This window comes from Burkholderia sp. BE12 (assembly GCF_002959955.1).
GTDB lineage: Bacteria > Pseudomonadota > Gammaproteobacteria > Burkholderiales > Burkholderiaceae > Burkholderia.
In genome coordinates this window covers 21,051-40,302 of record NZ_PREY01000032.1, presented here as the reverse complement: position 1 = coordinate 40,302, position 19,252 = coordinate 21,051, and the positions used below count along the sequence as shown (strand labels likewise).

Annotated in this window: 16 protein-coding genes; 8 read left to right on the top strand and 8 right to left on the bottom strand. The window is 66.6% G+C overall.

What is annotated here, in order from left to right; translation table 11 throughout:
* The first annotated feature begins 823 nt into the window (after window positions 1–823).
* The 3 genes from C4B30_RS28185 (at window position 824) to C4B30_RS28175 (ending at window position 2,935) form a co-directional block, all read left to right on the top strand.
* On the top strand, window positions 824–1,060 hold the full coding sequence (locus tag C4B30_RS28185) for a DUF4148 domain-containing protein (protein ID WP_027786178.1): 237 nt from the start codon (window positions 824–826) through the stop codon (window positions 1,058–1,060).
* A gap of 731 nt (window positions 1,061–1,791) precedes the next feature.
* Window positions 1,792–2,340 carry an RNA polymerase sigma factor gene (locus tag C4B30_RS28180; RefSeq protein ID WP_027786179.1) on the top strand — a complete coding sequence of 183 codons (549 nt, stop codon included), beginning with the start codon at window positions 1,792–1,794 and terminating at the stop codon, window positions 2,338–2,340.
* 94 nt (window positions 2,341–2,434) lie between these two features.
* On the top strand, window positions 2,435–2,935 hold the full coding sequence (locus tag C4B30_RS28175; RefSeq protein ID WP_373558216.1) for a universal stress protein: 501 nt from the start codon (window positions 2,435–2,437) through the stop codon (window positions 2,933–2,935).
* 49 nt (window positions 2,936–2,984) lie between these two features.
* Here the strand turns inward: C4B30_RS28175 and C4B30_RS28170 are convergent, their stop codons facing one another.
* The 3 genes from C4B30_RS28170 to C4B30_RS28160 all read right to left on the bottom strand — a co-directional run bounded on the left by C4B30_RS28170 (window position 2,985) and on the right by C4B30_RS28160 (window position 5,649).
* Window positions 2,985–3,431, bottom strand: a complete 447-nt coding sequence (locus C4B30_RS28170; protein ID WP_080681406.1) for a DUF3331 domain-containing protein — start codon at window positions 3,429–3,431, stop codon at window positions 2,985–2,987.
* A 99-nt stretch (window positions 3,432–3,530) separates the two neighbouring features.
* Window positions 3,531–3,938 carry a BON domain-containing protein gene (locus tag C4B30_RS28165; protein WP_027786181.1) on the bottom strand — a complete coding sequence of 136 codons (408 nt, stop codon included), beginning with the start codon at window positions 3,936–3,938 and terminating at the stop codon, window positions 3,531–3,533.
* A 322-nt stretch (window positions 3,939–4,260) separates the two neighbouring features.
* Window positions 4,261–5,649, bottom strand: coding sequence for a sensor histidine kinase (locus tag C4B30_RS28160; RefSeq protein WP_027786182.1), 1,389 nt, complete (start codon window positions 5,647–5,649; stop codon window positions 4,261–4,263).
* 332 nt (window positions 5,650–5,981) lie between these two features.
* Here C4B30_RS28160 and C4B30_RS28155 point away from each other — a divergent pair, with 332 nt between their 5' ends.
* The 4 genes from C4B30_RS28155 to C4B30_RS28140 are packed head-to-tail and all read left to right on the top strand — an operon-like array spanning window position 5,982 to window position 11,678.
* Window positions 5,982–6,659 carry a TetR family transcriptional regulator gene (locus tag C4B30_RS28155; RefSeq protein ID WP_027786183.1) on the top strand — a complete coding sequence of 226 codons (678 nt, stop codon included), beginning with the start codon at window positions 5,982–5,984 and terminating at the stop codon, window positions 6,657–6,659.
* Between the two features lie 57 nt (window positions 6,660–6,716).
* Window positions 6,717–7,571 carry an FAD binding domain-containing protein gene (locus C4B30_RS28150; RefSeq protein WP_027786184.1) on the top strand — a complete coding sequence of 285 codons (855 nt, stop codon included), beginning with the start codon at window positions 6,717–6,719 and terminating at the stop codon, window positions 7,569–7,571.
* Window positions 7,552–10,371 (top strand): molybdopterin-dependent oxidoreductase, encoded by a 2,820-nt coding sequence (locus C4B30_RS28145; RefSeq protein ID WP_027786185.1) that lies wholly within the window; start codon window positions 7,552–7,554, stop codon window positions 10,369–10,371. Before C4B30_RS28150 ends, C4B30_RS28145 begins: the two co-directional genes overlap by 20 nt.
* A 29-nt stretch (window positions 10,372–10,400) precedes the next feature.
* Window positions 10,401–11,678 (top strand): MFS transporter, encoded by a 1,278-nt coding sequence (locus tag C4B30_RS28140; RefSeq protein WP_034185511.1) that lies wholly within the window; start codon window positions 10,401–10,403, stop codon window positions 11,676–11,678.
* A gap of 34 nt (window positions 11,679–11,712) precedes the next feature.
* Here C4B30_RS28140 and C4B30_RS28135 read toward each other — a convergent pair whose 3' ends face one another.
* The 3 genes from C4B30_RS28135 to C4B30_RS28125 form a co-directional block, all read right to left on the bottom strand.
* Window positions 11,713–12,489: a GNAT family N-acetyltransferase gene (locus C4B30_RS28135; RefSeq protein ID WP_027786187.1), complete on the bottom strand. Its 777-nt coding sequence runs from the start codon at window positions 12,487–12,489 to the stop codon at window positions 11,713–11,715.
* 202 nt (window positions 12,490–12,691) lie between these two features.
* Window positions 12,692–13,852, bottom strand: coding sequence for an AraC family transcriptional regulator (locus C4B30_RS28130; RefSeq protein WP_027786188.1), 1,161 nt, complete (start codon window positions 13,850–13,852; stop codon window positions 12,692–12,694).
* On the bottom strand, window positions 13,852–15,486 hold the full coding sequence (locus tag C4B30_RS28125) for an AMP-binding protein (RefSeq protein ID WP_089502443.1): 1,635 nt from the start codon (window positions 15,484–15,486) through the stop codon (window positions 13,852–13,854). The genes C4B30_RS28130 and C4B30_RS28125 overlap by 1 nt, the downstream gene beginning before the upstream one ends.
* Window positions 15,487–15,797: 311 nt before the next feature.
* On the opposite strand from C4B30_RS28125, the gene C4B30_RS28120 reads away from it, so the two are divergent.
* On the top strand, window positions 15,798–16,898 hold the full coding sequence (locus C4B30_RS28120) for an AraC family transcriptional regulator (protein WP_027786190.1): 1,101 nt from the start codon (window positions 15,798–15,800) through the stop codon (window positions 16,896–16,898).
* Between the two features lie 15 nt (window positions 16,899–16,913).
* On the opposite strand, the gene C4B30_RS28115 is transcribed toward C4B30_RS28120, so the two are convergent.
* Both C4B30_RS28115 and C4B30_RS28110 read right to left on the bottom strand, forming a co-directional pair.
* Window positions 16,914–18,416, bottom strand: coding sequence for a sensor histidine kinase (locus C4B30_RS28115; protein ID WP_027786191.1), 1,503 nt, complete (start codon window positions 18,414–18,416; stop codon window positions 16,914–16,916).
* Window positions 18,416–19,126 (bottom strand): response regulator transcription factor, encoded by a 711-nt coding sequence (locus tag C4B30_RS28110; RefSeq protein ID WP_027786192.1) that lies wholly within the window; start codon window positions 19,124–19,126, stop codon window positions 18,416–18,418. Before C4B30_RS28110 ends, C4B30_RS28115 begins: the two co-directional genes overlap by 1 nt.
* Window positions 19,127–19,252: the final 126 nt, after the last annotated feature.

Sequence of the window (19,252 nt, the reverse complement as noted above, 5' to 3'; positions counted from 1 at the left end):
GGCATGAACCCGGACGCCGCTGGCACGGCGGCGCGGTACGCGACATGTCGGTACCTGTGCGCCGGCTCGGAGCGGGATACCCGGCCGCATCCGTTCGGCCGGACACGCAGCCGCGGCGCATGCCATGGCCGGTTCCCCAACGTCGACTCCACTCGGTCGTTGCCGCCCCCCACCGATCGCAACGACCTTCTGCCGGCACCACTGAAAACACGTGAGCCGCCCGATTATTCCAGCCCGAATTCGCCAACGCAACAACGGGCCCCGGTTCGGCACGACCCGGGGTCACGCGCCTCCGGCGCCGGCCCCGACAGTCGAGCCCACCCGTTCGAATCGGTCCGCTTCCGGCGGTGCATCGTCCGAATCGACTGTCGTCCCCGTTTCGTCGCTTCGACGACACGTACAGCCGTTGTTGTCAGATCGGAACCGGCGTGAAAGCGGACCGAGATTTCACCGACGGAGACGTTCCCTCTCCCGGGCTCAGCACCTGTCGCGCCAAACGCAAAAACGAGCGCGGCGCCCAATTCCTCCCGAACGGCCGGCAGCACACGCGAGCAGCACGACCGACCGGTGGCGCGCCGGCCGTCGAAGCCGGCTCGCGCCCCGCGACGACGGGCGATTTCGTATCCGAATGTATCCCGCCGATGGACGGATACACGGCATTGCAAAATGCCGCGCCCCGGACACATGCGAGATACCTTCCCGGCGCCCAATACACACACGACGGAATCTGGCGACGAACCATCACGCGGCTGGCTCATGCGTGCTCCCGACTTCATCAGATGCCGTGCGTAATTTCCGATCGATCTATTTTAAGGATTCCGACATGAATACATTCAAGATCACCTTCGCGTTCGCCGCGCTCGCGATGACGGCCTCGGTCTATGCGGCAACCCCCGCGGATTCGATCACGGGAAATCACGATGCCCAGGCCACCAATCAGTGGGCACCGGTCGCCATGGCGCCGATGGCGAAGACGCGTACGGAAGTACGCCAGGAACTCGAGCGGGCGCGGCAGAGCGGCGAGCTCGACGCACTGAGGAAGCTGTATTCCGGCCATTGAACACCGGCCTCTTTATCAGGTCTGGCCCTGGCGGTGCAATGTCGGCACGCCCGCAGCGCCCTGACCGCCCCTGCATACGGTCCCGTTCCAATGTTCATTTGTTTCGATCCGCACGGCCGCCCGACGGACGAGTGATTCGAGTGCAGCGCGGCCGGCCGCCCGGCGAATCGTCTGGCCTGGATTCCATCCAGACGTTCGCCGTGTCGCGCCCGCGCGCCGATTCCACGCATCCTGCACGACAGGTGCAACCTGCTGCCCGAATCATTGGCCGCCAGCCCTGCATCGAGGCAACCGGTCACCCGATGGCGACCCGCCCCGTCGATATTCGAGCATGCCGCGCAGTTGCGCCGCCGTCGGCGATCCATCCCGCCACGCGAACTCCGCCGTCCCGCAATCGTGCCCGTCGATGACGGGAACCGCTGTCGAGTCACGACGCTGCGCTTGCAAGCCGTCGTCCATATCGAGCCTTCGATTGTCTCTCCATGTATCCGGACGCGTCGCAGGTACATGACGTTGCATTCACCCCGTCCGACGAAATAAGCCCGATACGTTGCGACGTTCCAATACGTCGGTACAGAAATCGCACGGTTGCCCGGATCGTAACGACCCACGTCGTCGGTCCAACCGCCGCATCTGAACATTCTTTTCCCAAGGGATCCATTCCGCGCGTGCCGCAGGTCGACGCGTCGCGTGATGCGCAGCCGGGATCCCGTGCCGGACTCGAGTAGCCCATGAAGCAAACCGAACTTTCAATGATGCTTCCCGACATGCTGCCACGCCTTCGGTCGTTCGCCATGCGCATAACCGGGAATCGGTACGATGCAGAAGAACTCGTTCAGCGTGCCTGCGTTCGCGCGCTCGAGCGGGCTCATCAACTGCGCTCCGATACGTCGCCATTGAGTTGGGTCTTCTCGATCATCCATTCGATATGGCTCAATGAATTGCGCCAACGCAATCATCGCGACCGCCTGCTGCTCGACTGGAACGACGCCTTGATGGAAACGGTCGCCGATCCGCGCTCCACGTCCGAAACCGGCCTGGCCGTCCGGCAGATCATCGATGCCGTGGCACGGTTACCGGAACCCCAACGCATCGCGTTGCTGCTGGTCAGCATCGACGGGTTCAGCTATCAGGAAGCAGCCGATACGCTCGATATACCCGTCGGCACGATCATGAGCCGAATATCCCGCGCGCGCAAAGCGATCCGCGTGGCGTTCGACGAGCCCCGCGAATCGCGCATGCCGACGGAAAATTGCGTCGACACCGAAACCTGCGGCTGACATTCGAACGACGCTGGAATAAACGGGATGCCTTGCGTGTTCAGTGTAGACAACCGCGTCCGCTGCGGCGGAAGTATCCGGGCACGCGCCACGCATGCCGGTGCTCGCCACGGACGCGTTCATTCCCACAACCCACGCGAAACACATGTCATCGCTTTCCAGAATGCTGCTCGTCTATGACGGGACCGATGAGGCAAAGGCCGCACTCGTGCGGTGTGCGGCGCTGTCGCGCGCATTGTCGGCGGAGGTCGACGTCGTGGCCGTTGTCGACCCCGTGACCGCGAATGCGCAGGCGGCCGGAATGCTCGGCGATCTCGCCCACCACCGCATCGAGGAATTCGCGCGTCACGAGCTTCAACGGGCGATCGGCGCACTGGCGGACGATGGTATCGCCGCGCGCGGCTACGTGCGGTTCGGACGCCCGGCCGACGCCATCGCGGCACATGCGGTGACGACCCGTCCGGACCTGGTCGTCGTCGGGCATTGCGCCCGCAGCGGATTCGCGCGCTGGTGGCGCGAGCGTCCCGTTCACTTCGATCTGGCCGAACGTCTTCACGGTGCGGCACTGATCGTCGTGACGGTCCCGTCGCCTTAGGCCCGGCTCGCACCACACCCGCGAATGCATGACCGATTCGCGCGTACCGCTAGATCGTATCGGGTGCAGACCCGCCGTCGCATGGTTGAACGGTCGCGGCGAGAATCATCCGCTGACGGTTGGAGGGCAGGCAGATATCGCTCGCACGCGGACGGAACACGGGATCGCCGCGCCGTATTGCACGTCCGGTCAGTACGCAGACCGACGGGACGCGCGCGCGGCTCCTGCACCAGATTTGCTCGGTATACCGCCCCGAACACGAGTCGCTCCATGACACGCTGATCATGGATAGCGAAAGGCATTCCGTCACCGCTATGCTGGAAAGCGGTTCGGTCCGCGCGAGCACCTCGGGTTCGTCGCATTGACGCACACCGAAGCGTCGCGACTTGTATCGCGCGCGCTGCGCTCGCAAGCAGACATCGCGTTGTTCCAGCGAAGGATCGAGGACATTGATCAAAGTGCGAACCACGATGTCCGCTTCAGGCACTGTCGCCATCGCCACTTCTCCCAGCCAATCGGATCGGTCATGTGAAAGCGAGCGCACGCAGGTCACCGATACCATGCCATCCGGCCCGGCAGTGCGCCCGCCCGGCGCTCAGGCTCCGCCTTGCGGTCGCAGCGTGATCCGGCTGTTCACCGACGTAACGCCGCGAGCCTTTCTGGCCGCCTCGACCGCCAGATGGTCCTGGTCTTCGCTTTCCACCTGGCCTGCCAGCGTCACCCGCCCCGTCGAAGCGTTACCGAATACCGTGATCGGCTTCCCTTCCAGTCCTTTGGTGTGAGCCAGCACTTTCTGAACCGAGCGCGAGAATGTGCGATTGGCTGCACGCACGGCCTTTTTCGTCGTGCCGGCGGACTGGGCCGACGTAGTCGCCGTGGTCGAGGTCGCCGCGACATCAGCGCCCGCCGTATCGGGCCGTTCATCGGCAAATGCCTGCAGATGCAAGCAGGCAGTCAGGACGACGGCCAGGCCGCCGCTTGCAACGATTCGTCGGAGTTTCATGATGGGTTCCTTGGATTTCGGGTATCGAGAAGCACGCACGTTCCGGTCGTCTGCATCGTCACGACGCACACGCATCACATATCCGCCACATCGCGATCCGACTCGACGACCTGCCGCTCGAGCCGTCGTCAATGCGATTCGTGTACCGGTGGGACGAGCATAAGTCGCGGTGCCGACCCGATCCATTGAATCTGCAGCTAGCCGGATGACGCGTCGGGATAAGTCGCCCCATACGTTCGTATAGGCACCCGATCCGTTACCGAATGCGCACGCCATCCCGCCACGCCCGTTGATCGCCCGCTCGCGATGGAACCCGTGTGCGTCACATCGAAAAGAGCGGCAACGTCACCGTTGCCCGAGTACCGCCTTCCGAGCGCGGCGTCAGCTCCAGTTGACCGTGGTGCGCATCCACGATGGACTTGCAGATGAAAAGGCCCATGCCCATGCCATGCGGCTTGGTCGTGAACAGCGGTTCGAAGATGCGCTCCGCCAACTGCGGATCGAGGCCGTCGCCGCAATCGTCGACGCGGATGCGCAGGAGGTTGGAGGCCGATTCGCATGTCAGCACGAGCACTCGTTCATCCTCTGGAATGCCAAGCATGGCTTCCGCGCCGTTCATCAGCAAGCTGATGACGGTCTGCTGCAATTGCACGCGTTCGCCGCGCATCGGCATCGGGGACGAGAACCCTTCGACGCGCAGGCTCACCTTCATCGCGTCCAGCGTGCTTTCCACGAATTCGGCCGCCTCGCGGAGCGCATCGGCGAGATCGAACACGGTGAAGACGGGCGCTGCGTGCCGCGCCCTCGCGCGCAGCGCGCTGATGATGGTTCGCGCACGCACGGCGCATGCACAGATGTGGGCGAGCATCTCGCGGGCGGCATCGATATTCGGGGCACTGCGGTCGAGCCACTTCAGCCCGGCGCGCGCCGATGTGTCTATTGCCGTGACGGGTTGGGCGACTTCATGCACGATCGACGCCGCCAGCTCCCCATAGGCTTTCAGCCGATCGACGCGATCCATCTGGGACAGCGTGTCGTGCATCCGTGCTTCGGTGCTGCCCAGGCGGGCGTGCAGCGCGGCCAGCTCGTCGCGAAGACGAATGTTCTCCAGCGCGAACCCGGCATGCAGTGCAATGATCTCGACCAACGCGGCGTTCGCCGGCGTGAAGACGCCTGGCGCGTCACCGTGTTCCAGATACAACGCGCCGGTCAATGCGCCGTTGCACCGGATCGGCACGCAGATCACGGCGCGCGGCTTGCGACGGCGCACATAGTCGTCCATGCGCCATTGATCGGCGGCACGGGCGTCGTGCAGCACCAGTCCATTGCGCAGATGGACGGCAGCCGCCAGGATGGAGGCCGGAAGCCGATCGATCGGCAGCCGTTCCACGTCGACGTTCGGCGCACCCGATGCCGTCGCCTCGGCGGCACCCTCCCAGCCGCCGTCGCGCATGACCGCAATCAGTCCCCAGGTCGCCGCCGCGCCCTGCATCGCGGCCTCGAGCAATTTTCCAATGCGCGCCGCCGGTGCGACCTCGTTCGCCGTCGCACGGGAAACATGTCGCAACGCGTGCATGTCCAGATCGAGCAGCGATTGAGACGCACCTCCGCCGAAGACCGGGATCATTTCAGGATTGCTCGCGTCGGAAGGCGATTTCCAGATACTCCGCGCAGCGAAAGCGCTGCAGGGATCGTCGAGTTCGTTGTTCATTCGTCTATCTCCTGCTTACCGGACAGCGGCCCAAGACAACCTGGAATCGGCGTTTCATGTAGTGAGTACTCCACAAACGAATGGTAGCAGCACTTTCCGGAAATAAAAACTGCAAGCGGTGAAAGACTGGCTCGCCCGAGTGACCGGACGGTAGACAACATCAAAAGTAAGTCTTTGAATTTATGGCGATTTTATGTTTTGTTGCAGTCACGAAGAGAGTTCCGTAGAATCCATAGTTCATGTAGCGTTCCCTGTACGAAAGTCGAGGAAGCCTGCTATTGGAAGTTTTTTGAGGCGGCAAAGGCCAGGTTGTCGGCCGCCATAGGAGCAGTATGGCCCAGGCAGCAAAAAGCAAGCCGGTGCGTGGAACCGGCGTCCGGGAAGCAGCGGCGCAGGAAACCCGCGACAAGATCCTTCGTGCAGCGACGAAGGTCTTCGCGCGCTACGGCTACGAAGGTGGCAGCGTGGAAAGGATTTCCAGGCTGGCGAAGTCCTATGACCGGATGATCTACTACTACTACGGGAGCAAGGAGGGCCTGTTCGTCGCGGTGCTCGAAGGCATCTATCGGCGGATGGACGAGTCGGAACTCAAGCTGACGCCCGATCCTGCGGATCCCGTGGAAGCGCTCAAATCCGTGATTCGTTTCAAGCTGGACTATTATTGGCGCAATCCCGATTTCATCACGCTGCTCAACACGGAGAACCTGCACAAGGGCAAGCACGTGTCCAAGCTGGAGCGTCGGGGCGAATACTCGTCGCATGCGGTGCAGACCATCGCGAAGATTCTCGCCAGCGGCGTCGAACAAGGCCTGTTTCGTGACGACCTGAATGCGCGCGACGTGTTCCTGCTGATCATCTCGACGGCGTATTTTTATACGTCGAACCGTTACACGTTGTCCGTGTTCCTCGGGGAGGAACTGGATGCGCCGCATGCCGTGCGTCATTGGGAGTCGTTCGTGATCGACAGCGTGCTGCGGGTTGTCCGCAAGGATGCGTCGGCGGGCGGCTGAGCGCGCGCCGGTGCCAATATCGACCATCGTGACCATGAAGATGCACGCACCCTTGCGATGAACTATCTTCGCGCCAACACCATCGACGAAGTGCTCGGCCGGCTCGCGGAGCACCCGCGGCCGCGCATCGTCTGCGGAGCAACCGATGCCTTTGCGGATATCGGGCTGGTGCCCGCCAGATCGGCATGGGTGGATATCAGCCGCATCGACGCATTGCGCGGCATCGAGCAGCGCGACGGCATTGCCCGTATCGGCGCGGCGAGCACCTGGGAGGCCATCGCCCGGACAGCCTGGTTGCCCGCGGCGCTCACGGAAGCTGCCGCTTCCGTCGGGCCCCGGCAAATTCGCGTCCAGGGCAGCATCGGCGGGAACGTGTGCCATGCCTCCGCGGTGGCGGACGGCATCCCGCCGCTGCTGGCACTCGACGCACGCGTCGAACTGGCGAGCACGCGGGGCGTGCGCCGTTTGCCATTGGCCGAGTTCTTGGCCGGCAGCCGCAGGACCGCGCTGCACGCGGACGAACTGCTGGTTGCCGTGCTGTTTGCGCTGCCGCGCGCGCCGGATCGGACGTCGTTCGTCAAATGCACGAATCGCGACGGCGCAGCGATCGCCGTCGTGTCGGCCGCCGCGCATCTGCGCGTGTCCGCGGGCGGCACGGTAGAAGCGGCGGCCATTGCCGTGGGCGGCGCATCCGACGTTGCACGGCGGATGCCGATGCTCGAGGCGGCGCTGTCGGGCCGGCGGCGCGAAGAGCTGGCCGGCGTGATCGAAGCGGCGCCGCTTGCGGAGCTGTCCCCGCTCGACGACTGCCGTGCGACGGCATTGCATCGCATTCATCTCGCGCGGCTGGCCGTGGCGCGCGCTTTCAGAAGCTGCATCGAGGAGAACGCACGTGGCGCATCCCTTGCTTGACGAGCTCGCCGACGTTCGCGAAATCACCGCAAGCGACAGCGCGCCGGTTTCGCCGCCACTCGACTGGTTCGAACTCAACGGCACGCGGCTGCGCCTGCCGCCGGACCAGTCGCAGCGGCTGGTCGACTACCTGCGCGCGGACTTGCGGCAGTTCGGGACCAAGGAAGGCTGCCGCCAGGGCGATTGCGGAAGCTGCACCGTGATCGTCGATGGCGACGCACGTTATGCCTGCCTGATTCCGTTGGGGCAGGTCGCGGGGCGCCGCGTCGTCACCGTCGAAGGGCTGGCCGACGGCACCCGATGCGGCAGCCGCCTGCAGCAGACCTTTCTCGCGCATCAGGCGGTGCAATGCGGATTTTGCACGCCGGGCATGCTGACGGCCGCGGCGGCGGCCATCGACGCCGGCCGCGTGACCGACCGCGCCAGTGCGCGGGCCGCCATCGATGGCGTGCTGTGCCGATGCACGGGCTACCGGAAGATCGTCGACGCCGTGACGGAGGTCGGGTGCGGTGCTGCCACGCGGCGCTGTACGGTTGCCCCGTCCGAAGGGCCGTCCGTCGGCGTACCGCTGACGCGCCTCGACGGGCCCGAAAAGGTCGATGGAAGCCAGCGTTTCGGCGCTGACGACTATCCGGCCGACAGCCTGTTCCTGCGCGCGGTCCGTTGCCCTCATCACCGCGCTCGTTTCGCGTTCGGCGACCTCGACGCATTTGTCGCAGCCCATCCGGGCGTGCGGCGCGTGCTGACCCACGCCGACGTGCCCGGCATGAATCTGCACGGTGTCGCCACGCCGTACGCGGACCAGCCCGTCCTTCCGGAAACGGAGACGCGACACCATCTCGAGGCGGTTGCACTGGTGGTCGGCGAGCGCGATGCCATCGCGGCGCTCGACCTGAGCCGCTTCCCCGTCACATGGGAACCGCTGAGCCCGGTGCTCGCGATCGTCGACGCCGTGCTGGACGACAGCCCGCAACTGCACGCCGATCGTCCCGGCAATGTGCTGATCGAGGGGCTCGTGCGCCGCGGCGACGCGGAACGTGCGATGCAGGGCGCCCCGTACGTCGTCAGCGCAACGTTCGAATCCAGTTTCGTCGAGCATGCGTACCTCGAGCCCGAGGCCGGCTGGGCACGACGCGTGGGCGACACCATTGAAATCCATTCGTCCACGCAGGCACCCCATCCGCATCGCGGCGATCTCGCCCGCATTCTCGCCGTCCCGCCGGAGCAGGTGCGCGTCGTGGCAACCGCGGTCGGCGGCGGCTTCGGCGGCAAGCTCGACATGACGGTCCAGCCGTTGCTCGCGATCGCGGCCTGGCATCTCGACAGGCCGGTTGCGATGGTGTTCTCGCGCGAGGAATCGATGGCCACGTCGACCAAGCGCCATCCCGGTCGAATGACGTCCAGCATGGCTGCCGATGCCGATGGCCGACTGTGTGCCGTGACGTTCGACGGCGACTTCAATACCGGCGCGTACGCTTCGTGGGGCACCGCCGTCGCCAATCGCGTGCCGGTGCATGCTGGCGGCCCGTACGTCATTCCCCACTACACGGCGCACTCGCGTGCGATTCATACGCACGTCACGCCCGCGGGCGCGTTCCGCGGCTTTGGCGTCCCGCAAACGACGATGTCGCAGGAACAACTCGTCGACGAGCTGGCGCTCAAGACGGGCATCGATCCGCTCGAGTTTCGTGCAATGAACGCGCTGCGGCCCGGGGACCTGCTGCCGACGGGGCAAATCCTGGACGATAGCGTGGGCCTCGTCGCGTGCCTCGATGCGCTGCGGCCGGCCTGGCGTGAAGCGCAAGCCCGTGTCGCCGCGCTGAATGGCGCATCGCCGGGCCCCCTTCGCCACGGCGTCGGCCTGGCCGCGTTCTTCTATGGTTGCGGCAACACCGCGTTGCCGAATCCGTCGACCGTCCGCTTCGGTATTCGTCCCGACGGCACGATCGTGTTGCATCAGGGTGCGGTGGATGCCGGTCAGGGTTCGAACACGGTCATTCCGCAAATCGCGGCCGATGCGCTAGGCGTGCCGGTCGATCGCCTGCGGATCGTCGGTCCGGACACCGCGCTGACGCCGGATTGCGGCCGTACTTCGGCGTCACGCCAGACCATGGTCACCGGTCGGGCTGCCTTTCTCGCCGGCACGACGCTGCGCCACCGGCTGCTCGCGCTGGCAGCCGCGGCGCCCGATGCACGGATTTCGTCCGATACGCGCGGGATCGCCGTCGACGGCGTCGCACTGGATCTCCGGACCCTGCCCGTCGATGCGCACGGCTACGTCGTCGCGGCAGAGGAAAGCTTCGATCCGCCGACGACATCGCTCGATGCGGCGGGGCAAGGCATCGCCTACGCGGCCTACGCGTTCGGCGCGCAAATTGCGGAAGTCGTGGTGGACTGCGAGAGCGGGCGCGTTCGGGTACTCAAGGTCGTGGCGGCACACGACGTCGGCAGGATGGTCAATCCGACGCTGCTCGAAGGGCAGATCGAAGGCGCGGTGGCACAAGGCGTCGGCATGGCGCTGATGGAGAAATATCACCCCGGGCAATACAACAATCTGCACGACTACATGATTCCGACGGTGCACGACATGCCGGAGGTGCAGTCGATTTTCGTCGAAGCACCGACGACCGTCGGCCCCTACGGAGCAAAAGGCATCGGCGAGCCGGCGCTGGTCCCGACGGCCGCGGCCATCCTGAATGCGATCCATGACGCGATCGGCGTGCGCATCCGCGAAGCCCCCGCGTCACCGGACGTCGTCCGTCGGGCGCTGGCGGCCCGACGCTCGCCCGCGCGGCTTTGACAAGGCCGTTTCTACTCCCGGACAGCACGATGACGTCAACGAGAAATGTCGAGCAGGTGTCGCAACCCGCGGTATCCGGCCCGTCCTGGTATGCGGAACTCGGTCCTGCGGGCAGGCGCACGTTCAACGCGTCGTTCGCCGGGTGGGTAACCGATGCATTCGATTTCATGGTGTTCAGCTTCGTGCTGGCTTCGCTGATCGACCTCTGGGGGCTCGATCGCGGCAAGGCAGGCCTGCTGGGCACCGTGACGCTGATTTTCTCGTCGATCGGCGGATGGATCGCCGGCATCCTGGCGGATCGATACGGGCGGGTCAAGGTCCTGCAAGGGACCATCCTGTGGTTCTCGGTCTGTACGCTCGCGATTGGCTTCGCAGGGAATTTCGAGCAGATCTTCGTCCTGCGCGCGTTGCAAGGGCTCGGCTTCGGCGGCGAATGGGCCGTCGGCGCCGTGCTGATCGGCGAGATCGTCTCGCCCGCCCATCGCGGCAAGGTGGTCGGCCTGGTGCAGAGCGGCTGGGCCGTCGGGTGGGGTATCGCGGCGATTCTCTACAGCATCGCGTTTTCCGTGCTGCCCGAGACGCTCGCCTGGCGCAGCCTTTTCTGGGTGGGGATCCTGCCCGCGTTGCTCGTCCTGTACATCCGCAGGAATGTGCCGGAACCCGACGTGTTCGCGCACGCGGCCGCCACCCGGCAACAAGGCGCCGGCCGGCCCTCGGCATGGGTCATCTTCTCCCGTTCGCAGTTGCGGCGCACGGTACTGGCCGCACTGCTCTGCACCGGCATCCAGGGCGGCTTCTATGCGATGTCCATCTGGCTGCCGACCTTCCTCAAGATCGAGCGGCATCTTTCCGTGCTCAACACGGGCGCTTATCTGTTCGTGATCATCGTGGGGTCGTTTTGCGGCTACGTCGTCGGCGCGTACCTTTCCGACTATTGGGGGCGGCGCCGCAACTTCATGTTGTTTTCGGCGCTGTCGCTCGTATCGGTATGCCTGTACCTGACGCTTCCGCTGTCCAACGCGCAGATGCTCTGGCTCGGGTTTCCCCTGGGATTTTCCTCGTGCGGCATCTTCAGCGGGGTCGGTGCGTACCTGACGGAATTGTTTCCGTCGGGCTTCCGCGCGAATGCCCAGAGCTTCACCTATAACTTCGGCCGCGGAATCGGCGCCTTGTTTCCGAGTCTGGTCGGGATGTTGAGCCACTCGATCGGGCTGGCGATGGCCATCGCGATCTTTTCAGGGGCGGCCTATGGCGTGGTGCTGCTGGCGGTTCTCCTGTTACCGGAGACCAAAGCCCGATCGCTTTGAATGTTCTTCGTCGAATATTCGCCCCCCGCTGTCACTAGCCGACGTACACCTGCCACGCCTCGCCGGCGGCAAAGCCCATCGACTCGTACACGTGGTGCCCCGCCGGCGTGCAATGCAGAAACGCGGTATGCGCGCCTTTGGCGACCGCGGCGTTCAATACCGCCTGGGTCGCCGCTCGCGCGTAGCCTCGTCGCCGATACGCGGGAACGGTCGACACATTGAATACCCCAACCTGATCGTTGCGCAGGACACCGAATGATGTCGCAACCGGAATGCCGGCCCATTCCACCAGAAAGCCCATCATCCCGTCCGACTCCAGAACCGCCGGTGCGCTCAGCCGTCGAAACACCGGGCCCGGCGCCTCGTAGCCCGCGGCAAGCGTGCTGTTGTACCGTTCGCTGTCCGCTGCCTCCACCTGACGCACGACCACACGGCCATCGCCGGCTGCCGGTGCAGCGGCGCCATCCAGCCGCTTCGTCATGAACGGCAGCGCGACGCATTGCGTCAGACCGTATTCGCCCGCGATTCGTCGAATTGCCGCGGCTTGCGTGCCGACGGCGCGTGTCTGGATACTCCACGGCAATTCGCAATCCCTGAACGATTCGGCAAAGCGCCTGATCTCCTCGACGTCGGGCTCGCGCGTCATGCCGATCACCGCATTGAGTACGGGCACGGGCGCGCCACTGTAGATCGACTTCGTTCCGTGCACGCCCGTCGTCACGGAACCCACGTCCTGCAAGCGGCAAAACGCATCGATCGATTCGTGCCACGCGGCGACGGAAGCATCCAGCGTATCGGTGTATGAGCGCATTTCGTTCCTGGAACAGTGTCGATGGCAGATCTATCGACAACACGCGAATCACGGATTTATTCCGCGTCCGCATCGCAGGGCGGGTCGCCGCTTCGGAGATTCCGCGATTCGCTTCCATCGCGAAGGGAGCCGGTTATGGGAACCGCCGATGGGAGCCAGCCATGGGAACCGTCTTCGAAACGACGACGGCACGCGCCGCGCGCTACGCGCGCCGCCGATACGTCCCCGGCGTACTCCCCGTCCAGTGCCGGAACGCGCGATGAAACGCGCTCGGATCGTCGAAGCCGATGTCGGCGCCGATCGCCGCGATCGTGTCGGGCGTATCGGTCAGCCGCTGGATCGCGATGTCGCGCCGCAGTTCGTCCTTGAGCACCTGGAACGTCGTCCCTTCGGCCGCGAGATGGCGGCTCAGCGTGCGCACCGAACAATGCAGGTGCTCGGCCGCCTGGTCGATCACGGGCAGGTCGGGCAGCGCCGCCGACAGGTACTGCCGCACGCGATGGCACACGAGCTGTTCGCTGAACGATTCGAAGATCCAGTCGCCGGGCGCGCGAGAGAGAAACTTGCCCAGGTTGCGCTTGCTCTGCCGGATCGGCGCGCCGAGGTAATCCGCGCTGAAGCGCATCAGCGTGCGCTCGCGGTCGAACTGCACGGAGCCGGTGAAGAAGTACAGGTGATCGACCGCGTGGCGCGGCCGCGGGCACGCGAACTCGATCTGCAGCAGCGGAATTTTCTGCCCGATCAGCCACGAGCACACGCCGTGCACCAGCTTGAGCATCAGCTCCTGGCCGAGCGCACCGATCGGCCCGATGGCGTCGTTCGGGCGCAGCAGCACCTGCGCGACGAGATCGTCGCGCTTCGATTCGACGAAGAAGTCGTCGAGCAGAATATGGAAGAATTGGCCGAAACGATGCAGCGCCGTTTCGAGGTTGCGCGCATCGAGCAGGCTCAGGCACAGATACTTCAGCGTGCCGCCGCGCAGCGGACGCGAGAAAATGCCGGGCATCTCGTCGTCGAGATCGATCGCGAGCGTGCGGTACAGCGTCGAGAACTGCTCCTCCGTCACGCGCGCGTGCGGCTCGCCGAGCAGCTCGATCGGAATGCCGGCGCCGCGCAGGTAGCGCTCGACCACGTCGCGCTGCACGCCCGCGCTCGCGAGAAAGCCGTTGACGAGCGAGATCGGCACCGTCGCGCTCGGCGACGGCAGCGCACGCCCGGGCCGGGCGGAAAGTGAATCTGAGCCGGTCATCACGTCCCCGTCGATCGAACCGACCGCATTGTACTTGAGCGGGCCGCGCGCCACCTTCCGGGTCTTCGGTGCACCGGGCCGCGCAGCCGCGACCGCGCGACGCGTCGCCCTCATCAGTCGGCGCGGCTGAGTTCCCGGCGCAGGATCTTGCCGACCGTCGACTTCGGCAACCGGTCGACGAAGCGAACCAGCTTCGGCACCTTGTACGCGGCCAGGCTCGCGCGGCAATGCGCGACGAGCGGCGCTTCCGTCACGTCGGCGTCCGGCGCCAGCACCACGAACAGCTTGACGGCCTCGCCCGTGCGCGGGTCCGGCACGCCGATGCACGCGCATTCGGCAACACCCGGCAGCGCGGTCGCCACCGCTTCCACCTCGTTCGGATACACGTTGAAGCCCGACACGATGATCATGTCCTTCTTGCGGTCGACGATCCGCAGGAAGCCGGCCGCGTCGAACGTGCCGACGTCGCCGGTGCGGAAATAGCCGTCCGCCGTGAACGCGGCCGCGTTGGCGTCCGGTTTGCGCCAGTAGCCGCTCATCACCTGCGGCCCCTTCACGCAGATCTCGCCCGCTTCGCCGATCGCCACCTCGCGATCCTGCTCGTCGAGCAGCTTCACGTCGGTCGACGGCAGCGGCAGGCCCGTGGTGCCCGTGAACCTGTCGATCGACTGCGGGTTGAACGACACGACCGGCGACGTTTCCGACAGCCCGTAGCCCTCGCGGATGAAATTGCCCGTCACCGCCTTCCAGCGTGCCGAGATCACGTCGATTACCGCCGCCCCGCCGCCGGCCGACAACTTCAGCCGCGACCAGTCGACCTCCTTCAGGCGCGGATGGCCGGCCAGCCCCGCGTACAGCGTGTTCACGCCGACGAACACCGTGGGCCGCGCGGCCTTCAGCACGTCGACGAACCCGTCCATGTCGCGCGGATTCGCGACGAGCCAGTTCTGCGCGCCGATCGCGAAGTAGGACAGGAAGTTCACCGTCAGCGCGAAGATGTGATACAGCGGGATCGCCGTGACGACGACCTCTTCGCCCGGCTGGCGCGCATCCGGCACGATCGCCGCGAACTGCGCGACGTTCGCGACGAGGTTGCGATGCGACAGCGCCGCGCCCTTCGACAAGCCGGTCGTGCCACCGGTGTATTGCAGCAGCAGCAGGTCCGCGCCGCGCAGCGCAACCGGCTCGCACGCGAGCGATTCGCCGGCGGCGATGGCGTGCGCGAGCGCGGTCGAACCGGGCGGCAGTGCGTCGCACGTGCCCGCCGGCGCATCGACGGCGCCGAGATCCTCGCGCCCCACGCTCAGCACGGTGCGCACGCGCGTGCCGCCGACCACCTCCGCGAACGTGCCCATCGACCCGCCGCAGACGATCGCCGCCTCGACTTCCGCGTCGTTGAGCTGATGCTCGAGCTCGCGCGCGGTGTAGTGCGGATTCACGTTGACCTGGATCGCGCCGATCTTCGCGACGGCGACGAACACGACCGGAAACGCCAGCACGTTGGGCAGCATCACGGCCACGCGATCGCCCTTACGCACGCCGACGACCTGCTGCAGATACGCGGCCAGCGCGGTCGACAGGCGCTCGACGTCGGCATAGGTGAGCGTGCGGCCGAACGCATGGAACGCCGGACGGTCGGCGAAGCGGCGCATCGCGTCGTCCAGCAGCGCGCTGACGGAAGGATGGCGATCGGCGTCGATCTCGGCGGGGATCGAGCCGTACGACCCGGTCCAGTGTCTCTTCGTCATGTCTCACTCCTTGGGGGCGGCACGCCAGCCTGCGCGCCGTTCGCACGGAGGCCTGCACGCCGGAAGGACGCGGGCCGCCGCCTGAGCGGCGACTATCGCCCGCGCGACGCGCTTTGCAAATGATCCGGGCGGCCGAAAACATGATCGAAACGGACACGCGGATGCGCCCGTCCACGTAGCTTCACGCGGCGAACGCCCGCCCGATCGGGCCGTACCGTCAGCCCATCAGGGTGAACCCTGTGGCGGACGGGATCGTTCCCGCGCAGAATTGCAGGCCGTCAACGATATCGATTCGGACGCAGGATCCCGCCATGTCGCGCAGTGCGCTGTTGAAACCGACGGACGCCCGTCCCCCCCGGCTGCCCGACGCCGAAGCCGCCCACGCGTTGCGCGCGCAGCGCTTCACGCCGGCCAAGCTGGCCGTGCTGGTCGACGTGGCCGCGCAAGCCGGCCTCGACCCGGCGACGGTGCTCGCCGGCACCGGCCTCGCGCCGGCCGACGTCGCGGATCCGTTCACGCTCACGTCGCCGTTGCAGTTCCTGACGGCCGCGCGCAACGCGGTCGGCCGGTACGACGGACCCGACCTCGGCGTGCGCGTCGGCCGCCTGCTGCGCGCGTCGAGCTACGGCATGTACGGCTACGCGATGCTGTGCTCGGAATCGCTCGCGCGCGCGTTCGATTCGGCCGTCAAATATCACCGGCTCGCGAACGGCATGCTGCCGATCCGCTGGGTCGAACAGGGCGACACCGCGTCGTGGCTGTTTCCGGACCGCCACGAAGTCGCGCTACCCGATCTCGACGAGCCGCTGTACCGTTTCCTGATCGACATGCAGTTCGCGCTGCACGTGACGATCATCAAGGACGTGATGGGCGGATGGTGTGTGCCCGCGCGCGCGCAGTTCGCGCAGCCGCGGCCGCCGCACGGGGCGCTGCTGGCCGACGCGCTCGAATGCCCGATCGCGTTCGACCAGCCGCATCACGTGCTCAGCTATCCGGCGGCATGGCTCACGCGCGCGCCGCAGCTCGCGAATCCGATCACGGCCGCGCAGGTGTCGTCGCACTGCGCGCGGTTGCTCGACGAATTGCGCAGCCAGTCGGGCATCACGCGACGCGTCTACGAGGAGCTCACCCGCACGCCGGGACAATTTCCGGACATCGACGCGATCGCCGGGATCCTGTGCATGACCTCGCGCACGCTGCGCCGCAAGCTCGAAGCCGAAGGCACGTCGTACAGCGAACTGCTGACGAGCGTGCGCAAGGCGCTCGCGATCGACTACCTCGGCACGACCACGCTCAGCACCGAGGACATCGCGCTGACGCTCGGCTTCAGCGATGCCGTGGGATTCCGCCACGCGTTCAAGCGCTGGACCGGCACGACGCCGAGCGACGTGCGGCGCAAGCGCGGCGGCTGACGCCGCCGACCGCGCTCAGCGTGCGTCGCCCGCCGCCGGCGACGCAACCGTCAGCGCAAACTCGAACACCGCGCCGCGCCCGGGCCGGTCGACGAGCCGGATGCCGCTGCCGTTGAGCACCAGCATCCGGTGCACGATCAACAGGCCGAGCCCGCCGCTCGTCGCCGTGCCGCCGCTCATCGGCCGCTGCGGCCGTTGGAACAGCCCTTCGCGCCGCGCCGGCGGAATCCCTTCGCCGGTATCCGACACGGTCACGACCACGCGGTCGCCCTGCGGCTCCAGCGCGATCTCGACCTCGCCGTGCGAAGGCGTGTGCCGCAGCGCGTTGTCGAGCAGGTTGGTCAGCACCCGCTCGATCATCCCGAGATCGGCCGACACGGCCGGCACGCGCGGCGGCATCCGCGCATGCAGCGCGACGCCGCGCGACTGCGCGGCCAGCTCGAATTTCTGGAACACGTCCTGCACGAGATCGACGAGCGAGAACGGCTCGCGCTCGGCCTGCACGCCGCCCGATTCGAGCCGCGCGAGCTCGAACAGCGCCTGCGCGAGCCGCCCGACCTTCGCGCTCTGCGCGAGCGCGATCGACAGGTAGCGCCGCCGTTCGGGCTCGGCCAGCGTGTCGGCCTTCAGTGACAGCGTCTCCAGATAACCGTGCAGCGACGTGAGCGGCGTGCGCAGGTCGTGCGAGATGTTCGTGATCAGTTCGCGCCGCTGCTGGTCCTGGCGCGTCAATGCGCGCCACTGGTCGCCGATCCGGTCGGCCATCTGCGCGAACGCGGATTCGAGCACCGCGATGTCGTCGCCGCGACGGCTCGGCGGCAAGCGCAGCACCGGCGGCGGCGTGTCGGGCGCGCCGGGTGCACCGTTCGCGTCGAAGCCGCGCATCGCGGCCGTCAGCCGGCGCAGCGGGCGCGTGATGAAGCTGAATGCGACGAGGCCCGCGAGCAGGCCGAGCAGCGCGACGATCGCCATCGACCACAGCGTCGTGCGCAGCACGTTGCCGGCGTCGACGCGCGCGGCGAGCCGGTCGTGCGCCTCGCCGAGCAACACCACGTAGATGTAGCCCGATGGCGGTTGCCCGGCGCGCTGCAGCGGCGCGGCGCTGAACACCTTGCGCGCGTCCGGGCTGCGCGGGTCATCGCCGAGGATCGGCAGCGGCTGGCCCGCGATGAAGCGCTGTACGGGCGCGAGATCGACGCGGTCGCGCTTGACGTGGCCCGGCGGCGCGTCGTCGCCCTTGATGCGCCCCGCGTTGTCGAGCAGATACACCTCGACGCTCGGGTTCACGCCCATCAACTGCCCGAACAGCGTGCGCACGGCGTCGGGGCGCAACCCGTTCGCGTCCATCAGCGGCGCGCTGCCGGCGATGTTGGCGGCCAGGTCGCGCGACAGCGCCTGCACGACTTCCTTCTCGCGCATGTCGTTCGCGCGGATCTGCAGCCACGCCGACGCGCCCGAGCACGCGAGCAGCAGGATCGAGAATACGAGCGACAGCCGCTGGGGGAGCGTGAGCTTCATCATGCGTCCGGCGCGGCGAGCTTGTAGCCGCGCCCCCACACGGTGAGGATCCGCACGGGCTCGGCCGGATCGGCCTCGATCTTCGCGCGCAGCCGGTTGATATGGGTATTGACCGTGTGTTCGTAGCCTTCATGCTGATAGCCCCACACGGCGTTCAGCAGGTCCATCCGCGAGAACACCTTGCCCGGATGCCGCGCGAAGAAATACAGCAGGTCGAATTCGCGCGGCGTGAGGTCGATGCGTGCGCCGTCGACGCTCGCCTCGCGCGCGATCGGGTCGATCGCCAGCCCCGCGACGTCGAGCGTGCCCGCGTCGATCCGCGAATCGCGCGCGAGCGCATCGACGCGCCGCAGCAGCGCCTTCACGCGCGCGACGAGTTCGAGCATCGAGAACGGCTTCGCGAGGTAGTCGTCGGCACCGAGTTCGAGGCCGAGGATCCGGTGCACCTCGCTCGACCGCGCGCTCGTGATGATGATCGGCGTGTAGCGCGTCATCGCCCGCGCACGCCGGCAGATTTCGAGGCCGTCGACGCCCGGCAGCATCAGGTCGAGGATCAGCGCATCCCAGCCGCCCTGTTCGAGCAGGCGCAACCCGTCGGCGCCGTCCGCGGTGTGCACGACCTCGTAACGCTCGTCGCGCAGGTGCAGGCTCAGCACGTCGGCAATGTCGGCGTCGTCCTCGACGATCAGGATACGTTTCGGTTGGTCCATGGCGGTGGGCGGCGGCACGTCGGAGCGGGGATGGGGCACGGTTGTCGGGCGGCGATCGAAGCCGGCGCGAAGCGCGGCGGAAGGCCGCGCTGCCGCCATTGTGCAAAATTTTGCGGTCGCGAGTGA

Excerpts from the sequence above, each read along its gene's own strand:
- C4B30_RS28110 (WP_027786192.1), bottom strand. The coding sequence starts at position 19,126 with ATGGACCAACCGAAACGTATCCTGATCGTCGAGGACGACGCCGACATT.
- C4B30_RS28175 (WP_373558216.1), top strand. The coding sequence starts at position 2,435 with ATGCCGGTGCTCGCCACGGACGCGTTCATTCCCACAACCCACGCGAAA.
- C4B30_RS28180 (WP_027786179.1), top strand. The coding sequence starts at position 1,792 with ATGAAGCAAACCGAACTTTCAATGATGCTTCCCGACATGCTGCCACGC.
- C4B30_RS28140 (WP_034185511.1), top strand. The coding sequence starts at position 10,401 with ATGACGTCAACGAGAAATGTCGAGCAGGTGTCGCAACCCGCGGTATCC.
- C4B30_RS28125 (WP_089502443.1), bottom strand. The coding sequence starts at position 15,486 with ATGACGAAGAGACACTGGACCGGGTCGTACGGCTCGATCCCCGCCGAG.
- C4B30_RS28170 (WP_080681406.1), bottom strand. The coding sequence starts at position 3,431 with ATGGCGACAGTGCCTGAAGCGGACATCGTGGTTCGCACTTTGATCAAT.
- C4B30_RS28115 (WP_027786191.1), bottom strand. The coding sequence starts at position 18,416 with ATGAAGCTCACGCTCCCCCAGCGGCTGTCGCTCGTATTCTCGATCCTG.
- C4B30_RS28120 (WP_027786190.1), top strand. The coding sequence starts at position 15,798 with ATGTCGCGCAGTGCGCTGTTGAAACCGACGGACGCCCGTCCCCCCCGG.
- C4B30_RS28130 (WP_027786188.1), bottom strand. The coding sequence starts at position 13,852 with ATGAGGGCGACGCGTCGCGCGGTCGCGGCTGCGCGGCCCGGTGCACCG.
- C4B30_RS28135 (WP_027786187.1), bottom strand. The coding sequence starts at position 12,489 with ATGCGCTCATACACCGATACGCTGGATGCTTCCGTCGCCGCGTGGCAC.
- C4B30_RS28185 (WP_027786178.1), top strand. The coding sequence starts at position 824 with ATGAATACATTCAAGATCACCTTCGCGTTCGCCGCGCTCGCGATGACG.
- C4B30_RS28150 (WP_027786184.1), top strand. The coding sequence starts at position 6,717 with ATGAACTATCTTCGCGCCAACACCATCGACGAAGTGCTCGGCCGGCTC.
- C4B30_RS28155 (WP_027786183.1), top strand. The coding sequence starts at position 5,982 with ATGGCCCAGGCAGCAAAAAGCAAGCCGGTGCGTGGAACCGGCGTCCGG.
- C4B30_RS28160 (WP_027786182.1), bottom strand. The coding sequence starts at position 5,649 with ATGAACAACGAACTCGACGATCCCTGCAGCGCTTTCGCTGCGCGGAGT.
- C4B30_RS28165 (WP_027786181.1), bottom strand. The coding sequence starts at position 3,938 with ATGAAACTCCGACGAATCGTTGCAAGCGGCGGCCTGGCCGTCGTCCTG.